Origin of the sequence: Stenotrophomonas hibiscicola ATCC 19867 (assembly GCF_000382065.1) — a bacterium.
GTDB lineage: Bacteria > Pseudomonadota > Gammaproteobacteria > Xanthomonadales > Xanthomonadaceae > Stenotrophomonas > Stenotrophomonas hibiscicola.
In genome coordinates, this window is the sequence record NZ_KB907498.1 from 673,015 (window position 1) to 693,593 (window position 20,579).

Sequence of the window (20,579 nt, forward strand, 5' to 3'; positions counted from 1 at the left end):
AAAAGCAGCCGAGCATGGGCTCGGCTCTACAGAAGGCGATGCCTGGTGCCGGAAAGCCGATGCACGATGACGCGAATTGTAATGTTGTTAAGAATTATTTACATTTGCGTCCTACGCAGTGACCGCGCCCCTCCCAGATGGACCTGATGTGCCCGAAGCCGCCGCCCCGGGTACTGGACGACTGCTGCCGCCCTTCCCCGCCTCCACGCTCCGAGCCGCCCATGTCCCCGAATTTCCCCAATCGCCAGCCCCGCCGCGCGCTGCTGCCGGCCGCCCTGCTTTCGTCGCTGACCGTGCTGGGCGCGCCCAGCGCGTTCGCCGCCGCCGAAGGCGCCGCCGACGCCAAGACCCTTGATCGGGTCAGCGTGCGTGCCGAGCAGTCCGCTCCGCCGGCCAGCACTACGCGCCTGCCGATCACCCTGCAGGAAACCCCGCAGTCCGCCACCGCCATCAGCCTGCAGCGCCTGCAGGACGAATCACTGTTCAGCATCAACGATGTGATGCGCAACGTGACCGGCGTCAGCGTGTCCTTCTATGACACGCAGCGTCCGCTGTACTACGCGCGTGGCTTCGCCATCACCGACTTCCAGGTCGACGGCATCCCCACCTACAGCGGGTCCACCAACCAGGAATACGACACCGCCTTCTACGACCGCATCGAAGTGATCCGCGGCGCCAACGGCCTGCTCAGTGGCGCTGGCGTGCCGTCGGCCACGGTCAACCTGCTGCGCAAGCGCCCCGGCAAGGAATTCGACGCGTCATTCGCGGTCAGCGCCGGCAGCTGGGACTTCCGCCGCATGGAAGCCGACGTGACCGCGCCGCTGACCGATGATGGCCGTTTCCGCAGCCGCGTGGTCGCCGCCTACACCGACCGCGGGCTGTATTACGACCGTTACGACGAGAACAAGATGGCCGGCATGGCGGTGCTGGAAGGCGACGTCACCGACAGCACCACCCTCACCCTCGGTTACCAGAGCCAGGACAACAACCCGACCGGTTCAACCTGGGGCACGGTGCCGTTCTTCGACAACCAGGGCAACTTCGCCCACCTGCCGCGTTCGACCAACCTGTCGCCGAAGTGGAGCTACTGGAAGCGCGAGAGCAACACCGCGTTCGCCAACCTGGAACAGCGCTTCGGTGACAACTGGCTGCTGAAGATCAACACCGCCTACACCCGTGGCAACGTGCAGAACGTGCGCCTGTACGGCACCGGCAACCCGGACCCGGTGACCGGATCGGGCATCTACCTGCGTGCCGCCGCCGGTGATTCGAAAGACACCCGCCGCAATGTCGATGCTTACCTGACCGGCAGCTTCCCGCTGTTCGGCCGCGACCACGACCTCACGGTCGGCGCCCAGTGGTCGGATCTGGAAGGGACCACGAACACCGTTGCGCTGAACTTCCCGGGCGACTGGGCCACCTGCGGGCGTGAGCGCTGCTACTACATCCCCAATGTGTACTCCTGGAACGGCGACATTTCCGAGGTGACCTACACCCGCACCGGCGCACGCCGTGTAGCGAAGACCACGCAGAGCGGCGTCTATCTGGCTACCCGCGTGCACCTGGCCGATCCGCTGTCGCTGATCGCCGGTGCACGCCTGAGCCGGTGGGAAACGCTCAGCCGCTCGTACAACGCTGCCGGCGCCTATACCGGCACCAGCGGTGCGTACAAGGTGAGCGATGAAGTCACTCCGTACGTGGGCCTGGTCTACGAGATCACCCCGAACGTGTCGGCCTATGCCAGCTACACCGAGATCTTCAATCCACAGAACTACAAGGACCGCAACGAGAACCTGCTGGCGCCGGTACAGGGCTCCAACCTGGAAGCGGGCATCAAGACGCAGTGGTTCGATGGCCGCCTGACCGCCAATGCGGCGGTGTTCGAGGCCAAGCAGGACAACTACGCGGTGCGCGACATGGGCGTGCCGGAGGGTTCGCTCAGCGATGGCACCTCGGCCTACATCGGCGTCAACGGCACCAAGGCGCGCGGCTGGGAGATGGACGTCAACGGCGAGATTCTGCCGGGCTGGACGGTCAATGCCGGCTACACCCACGTCAAGGTCACCCGCGCGGCCACTGACCTGCTGTACGCCAACCCGCCGAAGGATCTGTTGCAGCTCAACACCCAACTGCAGCTGCGCGGCACGCTGGAACGCCTGAGCGTTGGCGGCGGCCTGCAGTGGCAGAGCAAGGTGCAGGGCTACAACATTGCCTACCCGCTGGGCGGCGCGGTCACGGTGAACCAGCCGGCCTACATGCTGGTGCAGTTCAACGCCAACTACCGCATCAGCGACAACTGGACGGCGACGCTGAGCGTGCGCAACGCACTGGACAAGACCTACTGGGCGAATCTGGACTACAACAACTACGGCGAACCGCGCTTCGTGTCGGCCAGCCTGCGCTGGAAGTTCTGAGCCACCCGCGAACCGGTGGGTGCCTGGTGGGTGCCGACCGTTGGTCGGCACGCCCTCCGCCACGACCCACCGTCGTGGCCTACCTGAATGGGCCCGCCTCCGCGCGGGCCTTTTTTGCTGCACTGCGGGTTGCACTCCGCTCCGTAATTATGTCGTAATTATTCCAACGCCAGTCGGAAGCCCGTCGATGAACCCGAGTTGGGATACGTTGGAGCGCAGCCGCCAGGCGCGCCTGGAGCGGGCCGCGCCGTGGGCGCGCGGCCACCAGGTCGCCGCCGGGGACGTGGGTGAACTGCTGCACGCGCTGCTGGAGCCCGGCGACAAGGTCTGCCTGGAAGGCAACAACCAGAAGCAGGCCGACTTCCTGGCACAGGTGCTGGCCGGCCTCGATCCGGCACGAGTGCACGACCTGCACATGGTGCAGTCGGTGCTGTCACTGCCCTCGCATCTGGATGTGTTCGAGCGCGGCATCGCCTCCCGGCTCGACTTCTCCTTCTCCGGCCCCCAGTCGGTGCGGCTGGCCAACCTGGTCGCCGAGGGCCGCATCCAGATCGGTGCCATCCACACCTACCTGGAACTGTTCGGCCGCTACTTCATCGACCTGACCCCACGGGTGGCGCTGGTCACCGCGCAGGCCGCCGACCGCCACGGCAACCTCTACACTGGCCCGAACACCGAAGACACGCCGGTGATCGTCGAAGCCACTGCGTTCCGGGGCGGGATCGTCATCGCCCAGGTCAACGAGATCGTCGACAGCCTCCCCCGCGTCGATATTCCTGCGGACTGGGTCAACTTCGTGGTGCAGGCGCCGAAGCCGAACCATATCGAGCCGCTCTTCACCCGCGACCCTGCGCAGATCTCCGAGATCCAGGTGCTGATGGCAATGATGGCCATCAAGGGCATCTACGCCGAGTACGGCGTGAATCGTTTGAATCACGGCATCGGCTTCGATACCGCCGCCATCGAACTGCTGCTCCCCACCTACGCCGAATCGCTCGGGCTGAAGGGAAAGATCTGCCAGCACTGGGCGTTGAACCCACACCCGGCACTGATTCCGGCGATCGAATCGGGCTTCGTCAGATCGGTGCATTCGTTCGGTTCGGAACTGGGCATGGAGAAATACATTGCCGCGCGGGGCGACGTGTTTTTCACCGGCGCCGACGGCTCGATGCGTTCCAACCGCGCGTTCTCGCAGACCGCAGGCCTGTATGCCTGCGACATGTTCATCGGTTCCACCCTGCAGATCGACCTGCAGGGCAACAGTTCCACTGCCACCCGCGACCGCATCGCCGGCTTTGGCGGCGCACCGAACATGGGCTCGGACGCGCGCGGCCGCCGCCATGCCAGCGAGGCCTGGATCAAGGCCGGCCAGCAGGCCGCACGCCCGGGCGAGATGCCACGCGGGCGCAAGCTGGTGGTGCAGATGGTGGAAACCTTCCGCGAGCACATGGCCCCGGCCTTCGTCGAGCGCCTCGATGCCTGGGACCTGGCCGAGCGCGCACAGATGCCTTTGCCGCCGGTGATGATCTACGGCGATGACGTCAGCCATGTGCTGACCGAGGAAGGCATCGCCAACCTGCTGCTGTGCCGCACGCCGGAGGAACGCGAACAGGCGATCCGCGGCGTATCCGGCTACACCGCCGTCGGTCTTGGCCGCGACCGCGCGATGGTGGAGAACCTGCGCGACCGTGGCGTGATCCGTCGCCCGGACGACCTGGGTATTTCGCCGCGCGACGCCAGCCGCGATCTGCTGGCCGCACGCTCGGTGAAGGACCTGGTGCGCTGGTCCGGTGGCCTCTACGACCCGCCCAAGCGCTTCCGCAACTGGTAAGGACAGAGCATGGAAACCCTCGACTATCGATTCGAAGGACACACTGCGGTGCAGTTTCCGCGCGATGCGGTGCTGGTCGGCGTACTGGCCTCGGGCAACCTGGAAATCCTGCTGGAACCGGTGGCGCAGCAGGGCGCGATGACGGTGCGCGTCATCACCGCCGCGCAGGGCTTCGGCAGCATCTGGCAGGCGGTGATCAACGACTTCGCAAAGCGTCATCCGCTGCGCGATGTGCGCGTCTCGATCAACGACGCCGGTGCGACCCCGGCCGTGGTCAGCCTGCGCCTCGACCAGGCCGTCGAAACCCTGCTGGCCGGAGGCACGCCATGAGCCACGTACAGCGCCACAGCTACTACGAAGCCGATGCGCGCGAACGCATCGCCGGGCTGGTTGACGCCGGCTCGTTCCGCGAGTTCCTTGGCCCGGCGCGGCGGATGATGAGCCCGCACCTGGCCCAGCTGGACCAGCCGGCCGCGTTCGACGATGGCATCGTCGTCGGCGAGGCCACGCTGCGCGGCAAGCACGTACTGCTGGCCGCGCAGCAGGGGCAGTTCATGGGCGGTGGCGTGGGCGAAGTGCATGGCGCCAAGCTGACCGGACTGCTGCGCCGTGCGGCGCACACCCGCCCTGACGGCGTGCTGCTGCTGCTCGATACCGGCGGCGTGCGGCTTCACGAAGCCAATGCGGGCCTGATTGCGATCTCCGAAATCATGCGCGCCACCCTGGACGCGCGTGCAGCGGGCGTGCCGGTCATCGCGCTGATCGGCAGCGGCAACGGTGCGTTCGGAGGCATGGGCATCGTCGCCCGCTGCTGCACCACGGTGATCATGTCCGAGGAAGGCCGGCTGTCGTTGTCCGGACCGGAAGTGATCGAGACGGTACGCGGCGTCGAAGAGTTCGACTCGCGCGACCGTGCACTGGTCTGGCGCGTGACCGGCGGCAAGCACCGCTATCTGATCGACCAGGCACAGGTGCTGGTACCCGACGCCATCGAAGCCTTCGCGCAGGCCGCAAGCAATGCGCTGCAACCCGATGCCACCAGCACGGATACCGATGCTGCGCTGGCCGCGCTGCAGGAACGCCATGCGGCGTTGAAAGCCCGAATGCAGGCCTGGGGCGACTGCCGCGATGGGCTGGAAATCTGGGCCCGCCAAGGCATCGCCGAACCCGAACGACTGCCGTTGCTGGACACCGACGCCTTCCTTGCCGCCACCGCCGCCCGGAGGCTGCCATGAGCGCACCGCTGCAGTCTCTGCTCGATGCCTTGTTCCCGCGTGGCCATCGTATCGACATCCAGGATTCGGTACTGACCGGTACGGCCACCACCGACGATGGCGAGGTGACCGTGATCGGCACCACCGATCGCATCGAGGTTGGCGTCGACCATGCATTGGCGCTGGCCGGGACCGTGCTTGCCAGCACAGCCGCACACCCGCAGCGGTCGATCGTGATGCTGGCGGACACTGCCGGCCAGCGCCTGGCGCGCCGCGATGAGCTGCTGGGCATCAACGGCTACTTCGCGCATCTCGCGCAGGCTCTCGATCTGGCCCGCCGCCGTGGCGCGCGCCTGGTCACCCTGGTCTACGGCGAATCGGTGAGCGGCGGATTCCTGTCCTTCGGCCTGATGGCCGACCACATCCATGCCCTGCCCGATGCACAGGTACGGGTGATGGACCTGCGCGCGATGGCCCGGGTAACCAAGCAACCGCTGGAGAAGCTGCAGGCACTCAGCCAGAGCTCGCCGGTGTTCGCGCCGGGCGTGGCCAACTACGTGGCGATGGGTGCGGTGGAATCGCTGTGGGATGGCGATCTTGCCCAGCACCTGCTGCGGGCCCTGCGCACACCCAGCGACGGCGATGCACGCGCGGCGCTGGCTGCACAGCGCGGCGGTCGTGCAATGGCGGCGGATGTTGCAGATGCGGTGGCCCGCAGCGATGCCTGATCAGCCCGCACGCCACATGCTGGTCTGGCTGTCGGCCCACGCCGACTGGCGGGCCGACGTGGCTGCGCAGGAACCGCGCCTGGCAGCGTGGTTCGCGCAGGGTCTGCCGGCCATGGTGGCGCGCCGCGCCGCGGATGACCCCGACCCGCGCCTGCGCTTGGGCGTGCCGCTGCCACCGGGCGAAGGCAAGCTGCGCCTTGCGCTGCGCGTGCCGCAGAAGGATGTGCAGCGCCTGCAATTGCCGCCCGCACTGGACGCGGTACTCACCCGGGGCGTGCCAACCGACTGGCAGAGGGCCCTGCACGCACTGGCGAGCGTTGCACCGGCACGCGTGTTCGGCGCCTTCGCCTGGCAGCACCTCAGCGGCCTGCCCTATGTGCACGCATGCTCGGACATCGACCTGCTGTGGCAGGTTGAGAGCCGTACGCAGGCCGATGCGCTTGCCGCACGCCTGAACGCCTGGGAGCACGCGCATGCCCGCCGGGTCGATGGTGAACTGTGCCTGCCTGATGGCGGCGCGGTGAACTGGCGCGAGTTTGCCGGTGACAGCCGCCAGGTGCTGGTGAAGCGCCTGGAGGGTGCTGCACTGGACGTCCGCGAGCGCCTGTTCGAGACTGCCGGAGCGGCGGCGTGAGCGCGGTCTTCCAGTCCCGGCTGCAGGATGCAAACGCGATCGACAGCGCGCGTCTGGGCCGCTTGGCCATCACCAGCCTGCATGCCGAACTGGCCTGCGCGCCCAAGCCAGGGCTGGTCACCCCCTTCGATACCGGCAGCCATGACGACATGGACGCCGGTACGTTCCTGCGCAGCCTGTTCGCGCTGCGCCACTTCTTCACCGCGATTGCCGACGCCGGTGCCGCTGACGCGCCGTTCGCCATCCTGCGCGCGCAAGGCATTGCTGCCGAGCACGCGATGCTGCGTGCCACTGCCGGCATCAATACCCATCGCGGTGCCATCTTCAGCCTGGGCCTGCTGGTGGCCGCTGCCGCACGCTGCCGTCGCCAGCAGGGCCACGCCGCGCCCGCTGCGCAGGTGTGCCTGGCCGTACAGCACTGGGCGGATGCGTTCGCCGTGGCGCCGCTGGATGCCTCCAGCCCCGGCCAGCGCGCGCGCCTGCGGCATGGCGTACCGGGCGTGCGCGAACAGGCCGCCGCCGGTTACCCCATGCTGCGCGAGCTGGCCATACCGACCCTGCGTCATGCCCTGCACAGTGGATTGCCGCGTGATGCAGCGATGTGCCAGACCCTGATGCAGCTGGTCGCGCAGGTGGACGATCTCAACCTGCTGCACCGTGGCGGCGCAGAGGGCCTGGCCTGGGCGCAGCAGCAGGCGCGCCGCTTCATCGAGGCGGGCGGTGCCTTCGCGCCTGGCTGGCAGGCACGCCTGCACGACATCGGCGAGGGCTTCGTCGCGCGCCGCCTGAGCCCGGGTGGCAGCGCCGACCTGCTGGCCTGCAGCTGGTTCCTGCTGCTGCAGGAGGGCGCATGAGCCTTGCCCTGCTCTGCCCCGGCCAAGGTGCGCAGCATACGGCGATGTTCGACCGCGTGCGCGATCTGCAGGCCGCGCGCGACGTACTGGAGACCGCCAGCGCAGTGCTTGGACGCGATGTGTTCGCGGCAGCCGCTGACGAATCGCGCTTCGGCAATGCACTCGCGCAGCCCCTGCTGTGTGCAGCCAGCCTCGCGCACTGGCAGGGACTTCGCGAAGCAGTGCCAGCACCGGTGCTGGTGGCCGGCTACAGCATCGGTGAACTGGCGGCGCATGTGGTTGCCGGCAGCGTTGATGCGAGCACCTGCCTGAGCCTGGCCGCGCAGCGCGCGCGGCTGATGGATGCCGCCAGCCCTGCCGATGCAGGCATGCAGGCCGTGCTGGGGCTGGAGCGCCATACCCTGCAGCCGCTGTGTGATGCACACGGCGCACATGTGGCCATCGCCAACGGCCGCGATCACTTCATCGTCGGCGGCACGCAGACCGCTCTGCAGGCGCTGGCCGATGACGCTCGAGCGCAGGGTGCGGAGATCCGCCCGCTGCCGGTGCATGTGCCCGCGCATACGCCGCTGCTCCGCTCTGCTGTCGCACCGTTCGCCGCCGCACTCGATGCCTCGGCGCTGCAGGGCCCACGCCTGCCGCTGCTGGCCGGTATCGATGCGCGTCCGGTGCGGGATCGCGCAACGGCGGTCCACACGCTGTCGTTGCAGCTGGCGCAGACCATCGAATGGGCGCAGGTGATGCGCCAGGCCTTCGAGCGCGGCGCGCGGGTGTTCCTGCAGCTGGGCCCGGGCAACGCACTGGCGCGCATGGTCGCGCCGTCCTATCCGTGCTGCGAAGTGCGCGCGGTGGAAGAGTTCCAGAGCCTGGAAGGCGCCGCGGCGTGGGTCCGCAGTGCGCTGGAGCGGCTGCAGTAACGGGTTCCAGCAGTACGTATCACGCATCACGCAGTACGTCGCCTTACCCCGGGATGGCGGGTCTCCATCCGCGCTGTACGTGAGCCACGTGTCTGGGAGGGCGCATGAGTCCACAAATCGCAACGATCATCGGCCTGGTGATCATGTTCATCGTCGCCACGGCGATGCCGATCAACATGGGCGCGGTCGCCTTTGCGCTGGCCTTCATCATCGGCGGGCTGTGGGTCGACATGGGCGGCAAGGAGGTTTTGGCCGGCTTTCCCGGCGATCTGTTCCTGACCCTGGTCGGCATCACCTACCTGTTCGCCATCGCGCAGAAGAACGGCACCATCGACCTGCTGGTGCACTGGGCGGTGAAAGTGGTGCGTGGCCATCTCGTGGCCATTCCGTGGGTGATGTTCGTGATCACCGCGGTGCTCACCGCGTTCGGTGCGCTGGGCCCGGCGGCGGTCGCGATCATCGGCCCGGTCGCGCTGCGCTTTGCCAAGCAGTACAACATCAACCCGCTGATGATGGGCCTGCTGGTCATCCATGGTGCGCAGGCCGGCGGCTTCTCGCCCATCAGCGTGTACGGCAGCATCACCAACGGCGTGGTGCAGAAGGCTGGGCTGGAAGTGACCGAGATGGCAGTGTTCCTGACCAGCCTGGGCTTCAACTTCATGATGGCGACGATCTGCTTCTTCGCCTTCGGTGGCATCGCCCTGCTGCGTCGCGGCTCGATCACCGCGGCAGGAACGATCGGCAATGCCGAACTGGCGATGGCCGGTGGCCCGCAGGCGTCGTCGCGCCAGTTCGCGATCGAAGGCCATGGCGCGCTGGTCGCAGCAGGCGGCGGCACGCTCAGCAATGATCCGGCGGCACTGGATGCGGTGGGCCTGACCCGCGAACGGTTGTTCACCCTGATCGGCCTGCTCGGCCTGGGCGTGGCCGCGCTGATCTACAACCTCAACGTCGGCCTGGTCTCGATCACCGTCGCGGTGGCGCTGGCGCTGCTGTCGCCACAAAGCCAGAAGGGCGCGGTCGATGGCATCAGCTGGTCCACCGTGCTGCTGATCTGTGGCGTGGTGACCTACATCGGCGTGCTGGAACATGCCGGCGCGGTGGACTTCATCGGCAATGGCGTGTCCGACATCGGCATTCCGCTGCTCGGCGCGCTGCTGGTCTGCTACGTCGGCGGCATCGTCTCCGCGTTCGCCTCGTCGGCCGCAGTGCTGGGCGCCACGATTCCGCTGGCGGTGCCGTTCCTGATGCAGGGTCACCTCAGCGCCGCCGGCGTGATCTGCGCGCTGGCGGTGTCGTCCACCATCGTCGATGTCAGCCCGTTCTCCACCAATGGCGCACTGGTGGTGGCCTCGGCAGCCAAGGAGGAACGCGAGACCCTGTTCCGCCGCTTCCTGGTCTACAGCGGACTGGTGGTGGCGCTTGGACCGCTGCTGGCCTGGCTGGTATTCGTGGTGCCGGGCTGGATGTAACCACCCAACGGTAGTGCCGGCCGCTGGCCGGCAATCCCATGAAGCCATCCAGCGATCATGGGTTGCCGGCCAGCGGCCGGCACAACCTGGCGGTACACTTCCTCCATGGCCATTGCCCCTGCCCCGCGGTCACCGAAGAAGCGCGCACCTCTGTATGAAGAGGTGGCCGACCACGTGCGCGAGCGCATCTACGACTACCGGCTGCCGCCGGGCGAGTGGATCGACGAGCCCGCGCTGTGCGAAGAACTGGGCATCAGCCGCACGCCGCTGCGCGAGGCGTTGAAGCTGCTGGCCGCCGAAGGCCTGGTACAGATCGACGCAGGTCGTGGCAGCCGGGTCACCCGGTTGACGCTGGAAGACCTCAACCAGCTGTTCCCGGTAATGGCCATGCTGGAAGGCCGTTGCGCGCATGAGGCGGTGAAGCACATCGACGATGCCGGCGTGCAACAACTGGAGGCCCTGCATGCGGCGATGGAAGCGGCGGCGTCCGAGGGCAACATTGCCGAGTACTACCGCAACAACTACCTGATCCACGAAACCGTGCAGCATTACGCGGGCAATCCGTGGCTGATCCGCATCACCCACGACCTGCACCGCATCCTGAAGATGCATCGCGGCCGCCAGCTGCTGACCCCGGGCCGCACGGCGCAGTCGCTGGCCGAACACCGCGAGTTGATGGAGTGCTTCCGCCGCCGCGATGCGCAGGCTGCCGAACGCACCATGGAGCGCCATCTGCTCAGCCAGGGCCAGGCATTGGCCGCCTATGTGGCAGCGGGCGGGCTGTTGAACGTGCCAGCGCCCTTGCCGACCGAAGGCGGCGGTTGAGCGGATGAGGTTGCCGGCCAGCGGCCGGCACTACCGGCCGCAGCCAACCGCTGTTCTGTAGCGTCGAGCCATGCTCGACTGCTTTTCGATCAGGCGTCGCGGCGTTGGAGCGAAGTGCAGTCGAGCATGGCTCGACGCTACAGGGACCTCAATCGCTGCAGCTGCCACCGTCACCGCTGCCACCGTCGCTGCTGCAGTCGAAGCTGCTGTGGCTGTGATGGCTGTAGCTGTCGCCGGAATGGCCGCCCGGATGATCGTAGCCACTGCCGAGACTGTTGTCGCCCCGGATCCCGGAGCCGTCGGCCGTGGCGACCGCCAGGCACACGATGGCCCCGACCAGGGGAAGCAGCCAGACCATCAGCAGCTGCACCGTCCGGCCTCCCGTCGACAGGCCATCACGCTTGGCGATCACCACGGTAGCCACGGCGTTCAGGCCCAGCACCAGCAGGACCAGCAGAAGGGCGGCGATCAGCATTCGGCGACTCCGTGCTCGGATTGGGGGCATTATGGCCTGCTGCCCCGGCAATGGCCCTGCCTGTCATGAAGATGGGACAATGTGGGGCGCGCCGGCCTGCTTCCAGGCCGCCGGCGCCCCTCGCACCACACGGAAGAAGAAGAACAAGAACATGCTGAAAGTCATTTTCGATACCGACCCGGGCGTCGACGACGCCTTGGCCCTGCTGTACCTGCACAGGCACGCCCAGATCGATCTGATCGGCGTCACCACCACCTTCGGCAATGCCTCGGTGGACTCAACCACGCACAACGCGCTGTACCTGAAGCAGGCCTGGGGCTTTGCCGCCCCGGTCGCGCGCGGCGCCGGTGGCCCGCTGCAGCCGGAAGCCACCCCGGAAGCCTGGCCGGTCCACATCCATGGCCACAACGGACTGGGCAACTACCCGGTGCCGGCCGAACTGGACGTGGCCGCCGACACCCGCCCCGCCCACCAGCTGATCATCGACCTGGTCCGCGCCCATCCGGGCGAAGTGACCCTGGTCGCGGTCGGCCGCATGACCAACCTCGCGCTGGCCCTGCAGCAGGCGCCGGATATCGCCGGCCTGGTACGCGGCGTGGTGATCATGGGTGGCGCCTTCCACGTCAACGGCAACATCACCCCGGCTGCGGAGGCCAATATCTGGGGCGATGCCGAAGCGGCCGACGTGGTGTTCACCGCCAGCTGGCCGGTGACCGCCATCGGCCTGGACGTCACCACCCGCGTGGAAATGGACCATGACGGCCTGGACACGCTGGCCGCCATCGGCGGTGCCGACGCCGAGCTGGTCCGTGCACTGTCACAGGACTACGTCGACTTCTACCTGCAGGCCGGCCACAAGGGCATGGTCGTGCACGACTGCTGCGCGTGCATCGCGCTGACCCGCCCGGAGCTGTTCCAGTTCGAGCGCGCCAGCGTGCGCGTGGCCACCGACGGCGTTGCCCGCGGCATGACCATTCCCAAGCTGGAAGGCCTGGCCTTCGGCCCGAGCGTGTGGGACGGCCACGTGGTGCAGTCGATTGCCATCGGCGTGGATGCGGCCGCGGTGCTGGCTGACATCGAGCAGACCCTGAAGGTCTGACCCGCTAGCGCTTGGCCCTGCCCGGGACCGTCTCGGGCAGGGTCCACAGCACCGGCAGCACCAGCACCGCCACCAACGCGATCATCGCGCCCGGCGCCGCTGCCCAGCCGCTGCGCTCCACCCACCATTGCGCCAGCCACGGCGTTGCGCCACCGAAGAATGCAGTGGCCATGGTTACCCCCAGTGCCAGCCCGCTGACCCTGCCTTCGCCGGGGAACTGCTCGGCCGTGGCCGGCGCCGCCACCGCGCTGATGCCACCGGCCACGCAGGCCAGCACTACCGCCGCCAGCGCGATGCCCAGTGCGGTCGCCTGCGCCATCCACGCGAACAGGGACAGCGGCAGCAGCGCTGCCAGCACGGTCAAACCCAACAGCATCGGCCGTCGTCCGAAGCGGTCGGACAACGCGCCGCACAGCGGCGTGATCGCAATGACCGCCACCGCCGCGATCGTCGACAACCACAGCGCATCGCCTTCATCATGCCCCCGTGCGTGCAGGAACGCCGGTACATAGGTGATGCCCACGTAGTAGGTGATCGAGCCCAAGGCGGAGATCGCAAAGGTGCGCGCCACCGCCAGCGGGTGGTGGCGCAGCACGTGCCGAAGTGGCGTGGCCGGGATGCTGCCCTCGCGCCGCTGGCGCTCGAACTCCGGCGACTCGTGCATGCCCGAACGCGCAACCAGGATCACCAGCGCGAGCGCAGCCCCAACGAAGAACGGAATCCGCCAGCCCCAGCTGTCCAGCTGCGGTGTGGGCAGCAGCGCGACGGTAAGTGCAGAGATCGCTACCGCCAGCAGGGCGCCCACTTCGCTGGCGGCCGAGGCCAGCGAGGTCACCAGGCCACGTCGTCGCGCCGGTGCGCTTTCCAGCAGGTACGCCACCACCCCGGTGTACTCACCGCCCACCGAAAACGCCATCACGCAGCGCAGGATCAGCAGCAGCACGCCGGCCGTCGTACCGGCCGTGGCCGCTGTCGGCAGCAGTGCAGTGGCCAGCATCGCCGCTGCCATCAACGCCATCGAAGCCAGCAGCATCCAGCGCCGGCCCAGGCGGTCGCCCAGGTGGCCGAAGCACAGCGCGCCCAGCGGACGCATCAGGTAGGACACCGCGAAGCCAGCCAAGGTCACCAGCAACGCCTGCTCGCCACCGCCGAAGAACACCCGCGACAGCACCGTGGCGAAGTACAGGTACAGGGTGAAGTCGTACCACTCCACCACCGTGGACAGGCCCGCCACCCACATCGAGCGCTGCCGCGCCGCAGTCATTGCGTGTTCGCCTTCAACAGCCTCGGTCCCGGTTGGGCAGGTTCCGCGCAGCGTGGCATGGACGGGGTGAAATGCCGGTCATCGGCTGTCGACTGCGTGCATGCACTGGGTTTCATGACCGGTGAAGCGCTCACCGCCAAGGCCGAAGCAGAAGCATCCTTGCTGGAACACAAGGCCGGGCAACTCAGCCCGGCAGCTGCAGTTCCGCCCGCAGCCCGCCACCCTCGCGGTTGTGCAACCTCAGCGAACCACCCAGCGACTGCGCCAGCTGCACCGCGATGGCCAGTCCCAGACCGGTCCCTCCGGTATCGCGGTTGCGCGAGCTCTCCAGCCGGTGGAACGGTGCCAGCACTGCCTGCAGCTGGTCCTCGGGAATGCCGGGGCCACGGTCGGAAATGCTGATCCACACCCTTCCGGCCGTATCGCGGCCCGCCTCGATCTCGGCGGCGCCGGCGTAGCGCAATGCGTTGTCGACCAGATTGCCGACCACGCGGCGCAGCGGCTGCGGCCAGGTCTGCACGACCAGTCCAGCGGGCGCACCGCCAGTGACCGGCTTGCCCATGTCCTCGTAGTCGCCGACCACACTGGCGAGGAACGCGCCCAGGTCCATCGACACCGGCGCGCCAGCGGCAACGTGGCTGCTGCGCGCATAGGCCACGCCCTCACGCACCAGCTGCCCAAGGTGATCGAGGTCGGCCAGCAGGCGCTGCTGGGTGCTGTCTTCAGGCAGGGTCTCCACCCGAAGCTTCATGCGCGTGATGGGGGTCTGCAGGTCATGCGAGATCGCGGCCAGGATCTGCAGGCGTTCACTGACATGGCCACGAATGCGTGCCTGCAGGGCATTGAGTGCGGCTGCTGCGCCGCCTACTTCCGCAGGGCCATCTTCAGGCAGTGCAGGCCCGTCCTTGCCCGGCTGCAGATGCTCCACCGCATGCGACAACTGCTGCAGCGGGCGCATGGCCAGACGCACTGCCAGCCACGCGCACACCAGCAGCAGCGCCAGCTGCAGCAGCAGCACGGCGGGCAGCCAACGTGCCAGCGGCAGGCCCGACGGGGTGACTTCAATGGTCAAGGGTGTGCCGTCGTGCAGGCGCAGTTCCACCTCGAACCGCTCCGGCAGGCGAGCCACCTGGCGCGCCTGCAACGGATAGCGGTGCTGCAGGCTGTCGTCGATGATCGCCGTGACCTGGCGTGCACGATCGGTCTGCAGCCCTGGTCCGGCCGCGGCCGGGCGCAGCAGATAGCGGTAGGTGCGCCGCTCCAGCCGCGGCACCCAGGCCTCACGCTGCTCCGCAGGCAAATGTTCCAGCAGCGCGACGCTCACTGCCACATCCTCGTCGAGGTTGCGCAGCATCATGCTGCGGGTGGACTGGTAGCGTTCGAAGAACAGCAGGCCGAAGGACAGTGCGTGGGCCAGGGACAGTCCGCCCAGCAGCACCAGCAGCAGACGCGCCGACAGCGTGCGTGGCCAGCGTGGACGACGTGCGGCGGTGTTCATTCGTCCGGCCCCAGCAATTGCACCGGCAGGCTGAACACATACCCTTCGCTGCGCACGGTCTTGATGTAGGTCGGCTCGCGCGCGTCATCACCCAGGCGCTGGCGCACGCGGCTGACCAGCAGGTCGATCGAGCGATCAAACAGTTCGGCATCACGGCCCTGGGTGAGGCTGAGCAGCTGGTCGCGGCTGAGCACCCGATTGGCGTGATCGAGGAACACGCGCAACAGGCGGAACTCGGCGCCGCTGAGCGGATACGCGGTGCCCTGTGCATCCAGCAGGTGGCGGGCGGTGGTATCCAGGCGCCACTCGCCGAAGGCCAACTGGCGGCCGGCTTCGCTCACCTGCAGGTTCGGCGGCAGCATCTGCGTGCGACGGATCACCGCATTGATGCGTGCCAGTAGCTCGCGCGAAGAAAAGGGCTTGGTCACGTAGTCGTCGGCGCCCATTTCAAGGCCGATGATGCGGTCGGTCTCGTCGTCGCGCGCGGTCAGCAGCACCACCGGTACCGCCCGATGCTTGCCGGCGCGCAGGTTGCGGCACAGGCTCAGCCCGTCCTCGCCCGGCATCATCACGTCCAGCACCACCAGATCCACGGCATGGGTATCCATCAGCGCCCGCATGGCCCGGCCACCGTCGGCCTGGCTCACGCGCAGGCCGTTGCGCTGGAGGTAGTCGGCCAGCATCTGGCGGATCTCGCTGTCATCGTCGACGACCAGGATGTGCGGTACATGGTTCATTGCGTTCTCGATGAAGACGGAGGTCAGGGCCGCGCTGCGCGGCCATGGTAGCGCGGCTCAGGGGCTGGCCAGCAGGCGCTGGATCTCGCTTTCGGTACGTGCGTAGTCGCCCTCGCCGTAATGGCGGTAGACCACCCGCCCCTGCCGGTCGAGCAGGTACAGTGCGGGCCAGAAGCGGTTGCGCCAGGCGTTCCAGATCCGGTATTGGTTGTCCTGCACCACCGGCCAGGTGATGTCCAACCGTGCGATGGCCTTGCGCACGTTGCCGGGCAGCCCTTCATGGGCAAACTCCGGCGTATGCACGCCGATCACCCTCAGACCCTGCGGCGCGTAGCGTGCATGCCACCGGTGAACATACGGCGCCACGTTGAGGCAGTTGCTGCAGGTGTAGGTCCAGAACTCGACCAGCACCACCTGCCCGCGCAACTGCTTCAGTGTGAGCGGTGGGCTGTTGTGCCAGGGCCCGCCACCGTCGAACCCGGCGGCGGGAACGGCCTGTGCCGGCTGCGCGTCGGCCTCCGGGCTGCGCCAGGCCATCAGTAGCGCAGCCCCACCCAGCAGGCTCAGCAGCAACGGCAGCGCACACACACGCAGGGCGGCCATCGTTCAGCCCCCCTGCTCGGCCAGCGGCAATTCGGCCGGCTTCACTCCCGCCGCTTCCAGGATGCTGTCGGCCACCTGCGCCGGATGCGAAAGCAGCGACACATGGCTGCTGCCGATCGATTGCAGCTGTGCACCGATGCGCTTGGCGGTGGCGGCCTGCAGCTGCGGCGACAGCATGCGGTCATCGCGGCTGAGCACGTACCAGCTCGGCTTGCTGCGCCACGCCGCAACGTTCACTACTTCGCCCAGCGCGCTGGCCTTCAACGGGACCTGCGTGCTGTACAGCAGTGCGGCCGACTTCTTCATCACGTCCGGCGCGAAGTCCTGGGCGACGGCATCAGCCGGCAACGTCAGGTAGCCATCCCTTTCCTGCAGTCGGGCCAGGCCCGGGCCAACCGGGAAACCCTCGCCCTGTTGCGCCGAAGACTGTCCTGCATCCGGTGCGAACGCGGCCACGTACACCAGCGCCTGCACCTTCGGGTCATTGCCCGCTTCGGTGATGACCGTGCCACCCCAGCTGTGGCCGACCAGCACCACCTTGCCAGGCGCAGCGGCAATCGCACGACGGGTGGCGGCGACGTCGTCGGCCAACGAGGTGAGCGGATTCTGCACAGCCACCGCCGGCAGCTTCCAGTCATGCAGGGTGCTGATGACCTTGCTCCAGCTGGAGCCATCAGCGAACGCGCCGTGCACCAGGATGACGGTGGGCGGTGCAACGGTATCGGCCTGGGCAGCGAAGGCAGGGGCGGCGGCGAGGGCGAGAGCGGCGGCCAGCAAGCAGGTACGGATCATGGGGGGCACTCCGGAGTTGGGAGTGGCCATTTCCGCCTGCCGGTGTATCGGCGCTGTTTCTCCGCAGCGCGGAGTTGTACCGGACTGTAGGGCGCAGGCGGGTTTCTACAGTGGGATACATTCGCGCGCCGGTCCTGGCCGGGCGCTTTCGGGTGGATATCGCTGCCCGCACGCGGGCGCGCAACGCCCCGATGCGCATCAGCGCATCGTCTTTGTATCTGACTGTACGAAACCCCGGCCGCGGCCACAGTCGCTGACAAAACCCCGGGCAACGGCACACGTTGCCGATACCTGCGCCGCCTGGAATGGCTTCCATCGACCACTGGCCCGCAGGACACCACCATGATCAGCACCGCTTCTTCCGTGTATACGCCCCGCCTGGACGCCGTCGGCCGCTGGCTCTCGCCGTTGGCGCTGCGCACCCTGCTGGCCTGGGAGTTCTTTGAATCCGGCCGCGAGAAGCTGGGCGGCCAGAACTGGTTCGCCGACTTGGAAGGCCGCTTCCCGTTCCCGTTCTCCACACTGCCCGCGTCGCTGAACTGGCAGCTGGCCACGTGGCTGGAACTGGTGGGTGCAGTGATGCTGCTGCTCGGCCTGGCCACGCGCTCGGTTGCCTACGTGTTCTGGGTACTCACCATCGTTGCCATCGCCGCCGTGCACTGGCCCGACCAATGGAACGGCCTGGGTGAACTCTGGCAGGGCTATGCGATCACCGACCAGGGCTACGGCAACTTCAAGCTGCCGTTGCTGTTCCTGGCCATGCTGCTGCCACTGATCCTCAACGGCGGTGGCGCACTCAGCGTGGACCGGCTGCTGGCCGGCCCCGGCCGTGCCACGGCAGGCAATGACGGCCTGGGTTGGGGCGTCAGCCTGATCGCCCTGCTGCTGCCGGTTGCCGCGCTGTTGCCCGGCATCGGCTTCGGCGGTGCCCTGCTCGGCGGTGTGCTGCTGCTGGGCCATCTGCTGCGCTGTCGCCGCGCCGCCTGAGCCGACTCCCCTGTTCCCGCGCGTTTCGCTTTCCGTCGCCTCTTCGGCGGCGTCCATCCCGCACGCCCCGCGTGCTTTCCCAAGGAGTCACCACCATGTCCATCTCGACCAAGAACACCTCTTCCTCTCGCCTGCCGCGCATCGGTGCCATCGGCATCGCCCTGGCCGGTGGCCTGCTGCTGGCCGGCCAGGCCGCGGCGATCCAGCCGCTGGCGATCAGCGCGGTGGCCATGAGCGCCGCCGAAGGCAAGTGCGGTGAAGGCAAGTGCGGGGCCAACAAGGCCACCACCGGCAAGCCCGCCGGCAAGGCCAAGGTGGCCGAGGGCCAGTGTGGCGAAGGCAAGTGCGGCGACGCCTCGTTTGCCCGCACTGATCGCGACCACGACGGCAAGGTCTCGCGTGCCGAATTCAACGCTGTGGCCGCCAAGCGTGCCGCCGAGTTCGACCGCATCGACACCGACCACGACGGTTACATCAGCGAGCAGGAAGCGCACGACTACCTGCGCAGCGTCTACACCGCCAACGGCAAGCCGATGCCGAAGGGCCTGTTCTCCCGCGTTGCCGATTGATCGACGTTCACCCGGCGCCGCCTTCAAGGCGGCGCTCTCTGTGGAGCATCCGCCATGTCCCTGCCCCTGCCCACCCATGCCGCCGGTCTTGGCCTGCGCCGTGGCCTGATCGACGAACTGCTGGCCATGCCGGCCGGTGCCATCGACTTTCTCGAAGTCTCCCCCGACAACTGGATCGGCGTCGGCGGTGCACACGGCGACGCGCTGCGCCAACTCAGCGAGCGCCACCCCTTGACCTGCCACGGCCTGTCGCTGTCGCTGGGCGGTCCTGATCCGCTGGACCGCACCCTGCTGGCACAGACCCGTGCCTTCCTCGACCTGCACCAGGTGCAGCTGTACAGCGAACACCTGAGCTACTGCGCCGCCGGTGGCCATGTCTACGACCTGCTGCCACTGCCGTTCACCGCCGAGGCCGTTCACCATGTCGCCGGCCGTATCGCCCAGGTGCAGGACATGCTGGGCCGACGCATCGCCGTGGAGAACATTTCCTACTACGCCGTTGCCGGCGCGGACATGAGCGAGATCGACTTCATCAACGCCGTGCTCGCCGAAGCCGACTGCGACCTCCTGCTGGACGTCAACAACGTCTTCGTCAATGCCTGCAACAACGGTTACGACGCCTTCGAATTCCTGGCTCGCGTGCCGTCCCACCGTGTCGCCTCGCTGCACGTAGCGGGCCACTTCGATGAAGACGACGGCTTCAAGATCGATACCCATGGGGCGCCGGTGAAAGGCGTGGTCTGGGCGCTCCTGCGCGAGGCCTATGCGCGGTTGGGCGTGCGCCCCACGCTGCTCGAACGCGACTTCAACTTTCCGCCGCTGGCGGAGTTGCTGGCCGAGGTTGCGCACATCCGCCAGGCGCAGGTTGAGGCACGTTGGCAGGAGGTGGCCCATGGCTGAGTCTCTGGCCATCGTGCAACGGCGCTGGGCCGATCATGTACGGGACCCGTCGATGCCTGCGCCCGATGGCGTCGAGGCACGGCGGATGGCGGTCTACCGCCGCCTGTGCATCGACAGCCTGGACACCCTTTTGGCAGGCAGCCTGCCGCGACTGCTGGAACAGCTGGGCGAAGCGCGCTGGCGCGGTCTGGTCGAGCGCTACTACGCACATCACGTCTGCCATACCCCGTTGTTCCCGCAAATCGCCAGCGAGTTCGCTGCGTGGCTGGCTGTGCAGTATGCGTTCGCGCTGCCCGGCTGGGCGGCGGAACTGGCGCACTACGAAAGCACGCAGCAGACGCTGCACATCGTGGCACGTGATGCCGGGCATTCATTGCAGTCCATGCCGGCGGGCAGCGATGTGCTGGCGCTGTCGCCGCTGGTGCGGGTATTGGGCTACCGGTGGCCGGTGCATGAGGACGCCGCGCTGGACGATGCCGCCGCCAGCGACCCGACGCTTCTGCTGCTGCGCCGCCTGGCGGACTACCAGCTGCAGGTCGAGGAACTGGCACCACTGGCGTATGCGCTGCTGTCGGCCTTCGCTGATGACGGTACCCACGTGGATGACGCGCTGAACGCACTGGCCGATGCGCATGGCGTGGCCGCCGACGAACTGCGCGTGGTGGCCACGCCCTTGCTGGGCGAACTATGCGCGGCCGGCGTGCTGGTCACGCTGGCCGGGTTCTGCGACTGCCGGCCAGCGGCCGGCACTACCCCTGTCTGATTC

21 protein-coding genes are annotated in these 20,579 nt (G+C 67.8%); 15 read left to right on the forward strand and 6 right to left on the reverse strand.

The features are described 5' to 3' along the window. The first annotated feature begins 221 nt into the window (after positions 1 to 221). The 10 genes from G370_RS0103305 to G370_RS0103350 all read left to right on the forward strand — a co-directional run bounded on the left by G370_RS0103305 (position 222) and on the right by G370_RS0103350 (position 10,889). Positions 222 to 2,414, forward strand: a complete 2,193-nt coding sequence (locus G370_RS0103305; protein ID WP_019659331.1) for a TonB-dependent siderophore receptor — start codon at positions 222 to 224, stop codon at positions 2,412 to 2,414. Between the two features lie 187 nt (positions 2,415 to 2,601). Beyond that, on the forward strand, positions 2,602 to 4,245 hold the full coding sequence (mdcA, locus tag G370_RS0103310) for a malonate decarboxylase subunit alpha (protein ID WP_019659332.1): 1,644 nt from the start codon (positions 2,602 to 2,604) through the stop codon (positions 4,243 to 4,245). Between the two features lie 9 nt (positions 4,246 to 4,254). Beyond that, positions 4,255 to 4,575 (forward strand): malonate decarboxylase acyl carrier protein, encoded by a 321-nt coding sequence (gene mdcC / locus G370_RS0103315; RefSeq protein WP_019659333.1) that lies wholly within the window; start codon positions 4,255 to 4,257, stop codon positions 4,573 to 4,575. Then, positions 4,572 to 5,480, forward strand: coding sequence for a biotin-independent malonate decarboxylase subunit beta (locus G370_RS0103320; protein ID WP_019659334.1), 909 nt, complete (start codon positions 4,572 to 4,574; stop codon positions 5,478 to 5,480). The genes mdcC and G370_RS0103320 overlap by 4 nt, the downstream gene beginning before the upstream one ends. Next, a complete protein-coding gene (mdcE, locus tag G370_RS0103325) occupies positions 5,477 to 6,187 on the forward strand; it encodes a biotin-independent malonate decarboxylase subunit gamma (RefSeq protein WP_019659335.1) in 711 nt (236 codons plus the stop codon). The genes G370_RS0103320 and mdcE overlap by 4 nt, the downstream gene beginning before the upstream one ends. After that, positions 6,180 to 6,821 carry a malonate decarboxylase holo-[acyl-carrier-protein] synthase gene (gene mdcG / locus G370_RS0103330; protein WP_019659336.1) on the forward strand — a complete coding sequence of 214 codons (642 nt, stop codon included), beginning with the start codon at positions 6,180 to 6,182 and terminating at the stop codon, positions 6,819 to 6,821. Before mdcE ends, mdcG begins: the two co-directional genes overlap by 8 nt. Further along, complete coding sequence (gene mdcB, locus G370_RS0103335; protein WP_019659337.1) at positions 6,818 to 7,675, forward strand: triphosphoribosyl-dephospho-CoA synthase MdcB; 858 nt, start codon at positions 6,818 to 6,820, stop codon at positions 7,673 to 7,675. The genes mdcG and mdcB overlap by 4 nt, the downstream gene beginning before the upstream one ends. After that, positions 7,672 to 8,592, forward strand: coding sequence for a malonate decarboxylase subunit epsilon (gene mdcH / locus G370_RS0103340; RefSeq protein WP_019659338.1), 921 nt, complete (start codon positions 7,672 to 7,674; stop codon positions 8,590 to 8,592). Before mdcB ends, mdcH begins: the two co-directional genes overlap by 4 nt. 104 nt (positions 8,593 to 8,696) lie before the next feature. Then, positions 8,697 to 10,064: an SLC13 family permease gene (locus G370_RS0103345; RefSeq protein ID WP_019659339.1), complete on the forward strand. Its 1,368-nt coding sequence runs from the start codon at positions 8,697 to 8,699 to the stop codon at positions 10,062 to 10,064. A gap of 105 nt (positions 10,065 to 10,169) precedes the next feature. Continuing rightward, the gene (locus G370_RS0103350; protein WP_019659340.1) at positions 10,170 to 10,889 is read left to right on the forward strand and encodes a GntR family transcriptional regulator; all 720 of its coding nucleotides are present in this window, start codon (positions 10,170 to 10,172) and stop codon (positions 10,887 to 10,889) included. Positions 10,890 to 11,037: 148 nt separating this feature from the next. On the opposite strand, the gene G370_RS0103355 is transcribed toward G370_RS0103350, so the two are convergent. Beyond that, the gene (locus tag G370_RS0103355) at positions 11,038 to 11,364 is read right to left on the reverse strand and encodes a hypothetical protein (RefSeq protein ID WP_019659341.1); all 327 of its coding nucleotides are present in this window, start codon (positions 11,362 to 11,364) and stop codon (positions 11,038 to 11,040) included. Positions 11,365 to 11,515: 151 nt separating this feature from the next. Between G370_RS0103355 and G370_RS0103360 the strand changes: the two genes are divergently transcribed. Further along, positions 11,516 to 12,463, forward strand: a complete 948-nt coding sequence (locus G370_RS0103360; protein ID WP_026346950.1) for a nucleoside hydrolase — start codon at positions 11,516 to 11,518, stop codon at positions 12,461 to 12,463. A 4-nt stretch (positions 12,464 to 12,467) separates the two neighbouring features. On the opposite strand, the gene G370_RS0103365 is transcribed toward G370_RS0103360, so the two are convergent. The 5 genes from G370_RS0103365 to G370_RS0103385 form a co-directional block, all read right to left on the reverse strand. After that, positions 12,468 to 13,727 (reverse strand): MFS transporter, encoded by a 1,260-nt coding sequence (locus tag G370_RS0103365; RefSeq protein ID WP_019659343.1) that lies wholly within the window; start codon positions 13,725 to 13,727, stop codon positions 12,468 to 12,470. 184 nt (positions 13,728 to 13,911) lie between these two features. Beyond that, entirely contained in the window at positions 13,912 to 15,225 is a 1,314-nt protein-coding gene (locus G370_RS0103370; protein ID WP_019659344.1) for a sensor histidine kinase, read from the reverse strand. Continuing rightward, positions 15,222 to 15,962 (reverse strand): response regulator, encoded by a 741-nt coding sequence (locus tag G370_RS0103375; protein WP_019659345.1) that lies wholly within the window; start codon positions 15,960 to 15,962, stop codon positions 15,222 to 15,224. The genes G370_RS0103370 and G370_RS0103375 overlap by 4 nt, the downstream gene beginning before the upstream one ends. A gap of 57 nt (positions 15,963 to 16,019) precedes the next feature. Next, complete coding sequence (locus G370_RS0103380; protein ID WP_019659346.1) at positions 16,020 to 16,565, reverse strand: redoxin family protein; 546 nt, start codon at positions 16,563 to 16,565, stop codon at positions 16,020 to 16,022. A gap of 3 nt (positions 16,566 to 16,568) precedes the next feature. Continuing rightward, positions 16,569 to 17,357, reverse strand: a complete 789-nt coding sequence (locus tag G370_RS0103385; protein ID WP_019659347.1) for an alpha/beta fold hydrolase — start codon at positions 17,355 to 17,357, stop codon at positions 16,569 to 16,571. 342 nt (positions 17,358 to 17,699) lie between these two features. On the opposite strand from G370_RS0103385, the gene G370_RS0103390 reads away from it, so the two are divergent. The 4 genes from G370_RS0103390 (at position 17,700) to G370_RS0103405 (ending at position 20,576) form a co-directional block, all read left to right on the forward strand. After that, positions 17,700 to 18,344, forward strand: coding sequence for an HvfX family Cu-binding RiPP maturation protein (locus G370_RS0103390; protein ID WP_019659348.1), 645 nt, complete (start codon positions 17,700 to 17,702; stop codon positions 18,342 to 18,344). Positions 18,345 to 18,439: 95 nt separating this feature from the next. Then, positions 18,440 to 18,913, forward strand: a complete 474-nt coding sequence (locus tag G370_RS0103395; protein WP_019659349.1) for an HvfA family oxazolone/thioamide-modified RiPP metallophore — start codon at positions 18,440 to 18,442, stop codon at positions 18,911 to 18,913. 54 nt (positions 18,914 to 18,967) lie between these two features. Further along, complete coding sequence (locus G370_RS0103400) at positions 18,968 to 19,813, forward strand: HvfB family MNIO-type RiPP peptide maturase (RefSeq protein WP_019659350.1); 846 nt, start codon at positions 18,968 to 18,970, stop codon at positions 19,811 to 19,813. Beyond that, on the forward strand, positions 19,806 to 20,576 hold the full coding sequence (locus G370_RS0103405) for an HvfC family RiPP maturation protein (RefSeq protein ID WP_019659351.1): 771 nt from the start codon (positions 19,806 to 19,808) through the stop codon (positions 20,574 to 20,576). The genes G370_RS0103400 and G370_RS0103405 overlap by 8 nt, the downstream gene beginning before the upstream one ends. Positions 20,577 to 20,579: the final 3 nt, after the last annotated feature.

Coding starts and splice junctions, on each gene's coding strand:
- G370_RS0103320 (WP_019659334.1), top strand. CDS start 4,572: ATGAGCCACGTACAGCGCCACAGCTACTACGAAGCCGATGCGCGCGAA.
- mdcA (WP_019659332.1), top strand. CDS start 2,602: ATGAACCCGAGTTGGGATACGTTGGAGCGCAGCCGCCAGGCGCGCCTG.
- G370_RS0103405 (WP_019659351.1), top strand. CDS start 19,806: ATGGCTGAGTCTCTGGCCATCGTGCAACGGCGCTGGGCCGATCATGTA.
- mdcG (WP_019659336.1), top strand. CDS start 6,180: ATGCCTGATCAGCCCGCACGCCACATGCTGGTCTGGCTGTCGGCCCAC.
- mdcH (WP_019659338.1), top strand. CDS start 7,672: ATGAGCCTTGCCCTGCTCTGCCCCGGCCAAGGTGCGCAGCATACGGCG.
- G370_RS0103360 (WP_026346950.1), top strand. CDS start 11,516: ATGCTGAAAGTCATTTTCGATACCGACCCGGGCGTCGACGACGCCTTG.
- G370_RS0103385 (WP_019659347.1), bottom strand. CDS start 17,357: ATGATCCGTACCTGCTTGCTGGCCGCCGCTCTCGCCCTCGCCGCCGCC.
- G370_RS0103350 (WP_019659340.1), top strand. CDS start 10,170: ATGGCCATTGCCCCTGCCCCGCGGTCACCGAAGAAGCGCGCACCTCTG.
- G370_RS0103365 (WP_019659343.1), bottom strand. CDS start 13,727: ATGACTGCGGCGCGGCAGCGCTCGATGTGGGTGGCGGGCCTGTCCACG.
- G370_RS0103380 (WP_019659346.1), bottom strand. CDS start 16,565: ATGGCCGCCCTGCGTGTGTGTGCGCTGCCGTTGCTGCTGAGCCTGCTG.
- G370_RS0103400 (WP_019659350.1), top strand. CDS start 18,968: ATGTCCCTGCCCCTGCCCACCCATGCCGCCGGTCTTGGCCTGCGCCGT.
- G370_RS0103375 (WP_019659345.1), bottom strand. CDS start 15,962: ATGAACCATGTACCGCACATCCTGGTCGTCGACGATGACAGCGAGATC.
- G370_RS0103355 (WP_019659341.1), bottom strand. CDS start 11,364: ATGCTGATCGCCGCCCTTCTGCTGGTCCTGCTGGTGCTGGGCCTGAAC.
- G370_RS0103390 (WP_019659348.1), top strand. CDS start 17,700: ATGATCAGCACCGCTTCTTCCGTGTATACGCCCCGCCTGGACGCCGTC.
- G370_RS0103305 (WP_019659331.1), top strand. CDS start 222: ATGTCCCCGAATTTCCCCAATCGCCAGCCCCGCCGCGCGCTGCTGCCG.
- G370_RS0103395 (WP_019659349.1), top strand. CDS start 18,440: ATGTCCATCTCGACCAAGAACACCTCTTCCTCTCGCCTGCCGCGCATC.
- G370_RS0103370 (WP_019659344.1), bottom strand. CDS start 15,225: ATGAACACCGCCGCACGTCGTCCACGCTGGCCACGCACGCTGTCGGCG.
- mdcC (WP_019659333.1), top strand. CDS start 4,255: ATGGAAACCCTCGACTATCGATTCGAAGGACACACTGCGGTGCAGTTT.
- mdcE (WP_019659335.1), top strand. CDS start 5,477: ATGAGCGCACCGCTGCAGTCTCTGCTCGATGCCTTGTTCCCGCGTGGC.
- G370_RS0103345 (WP_019659339.1), top strand. CDS start 8,697: ATGAGTCCACAAATCGCAACGATCATCGGCCTGGTGATCATGTTCATC.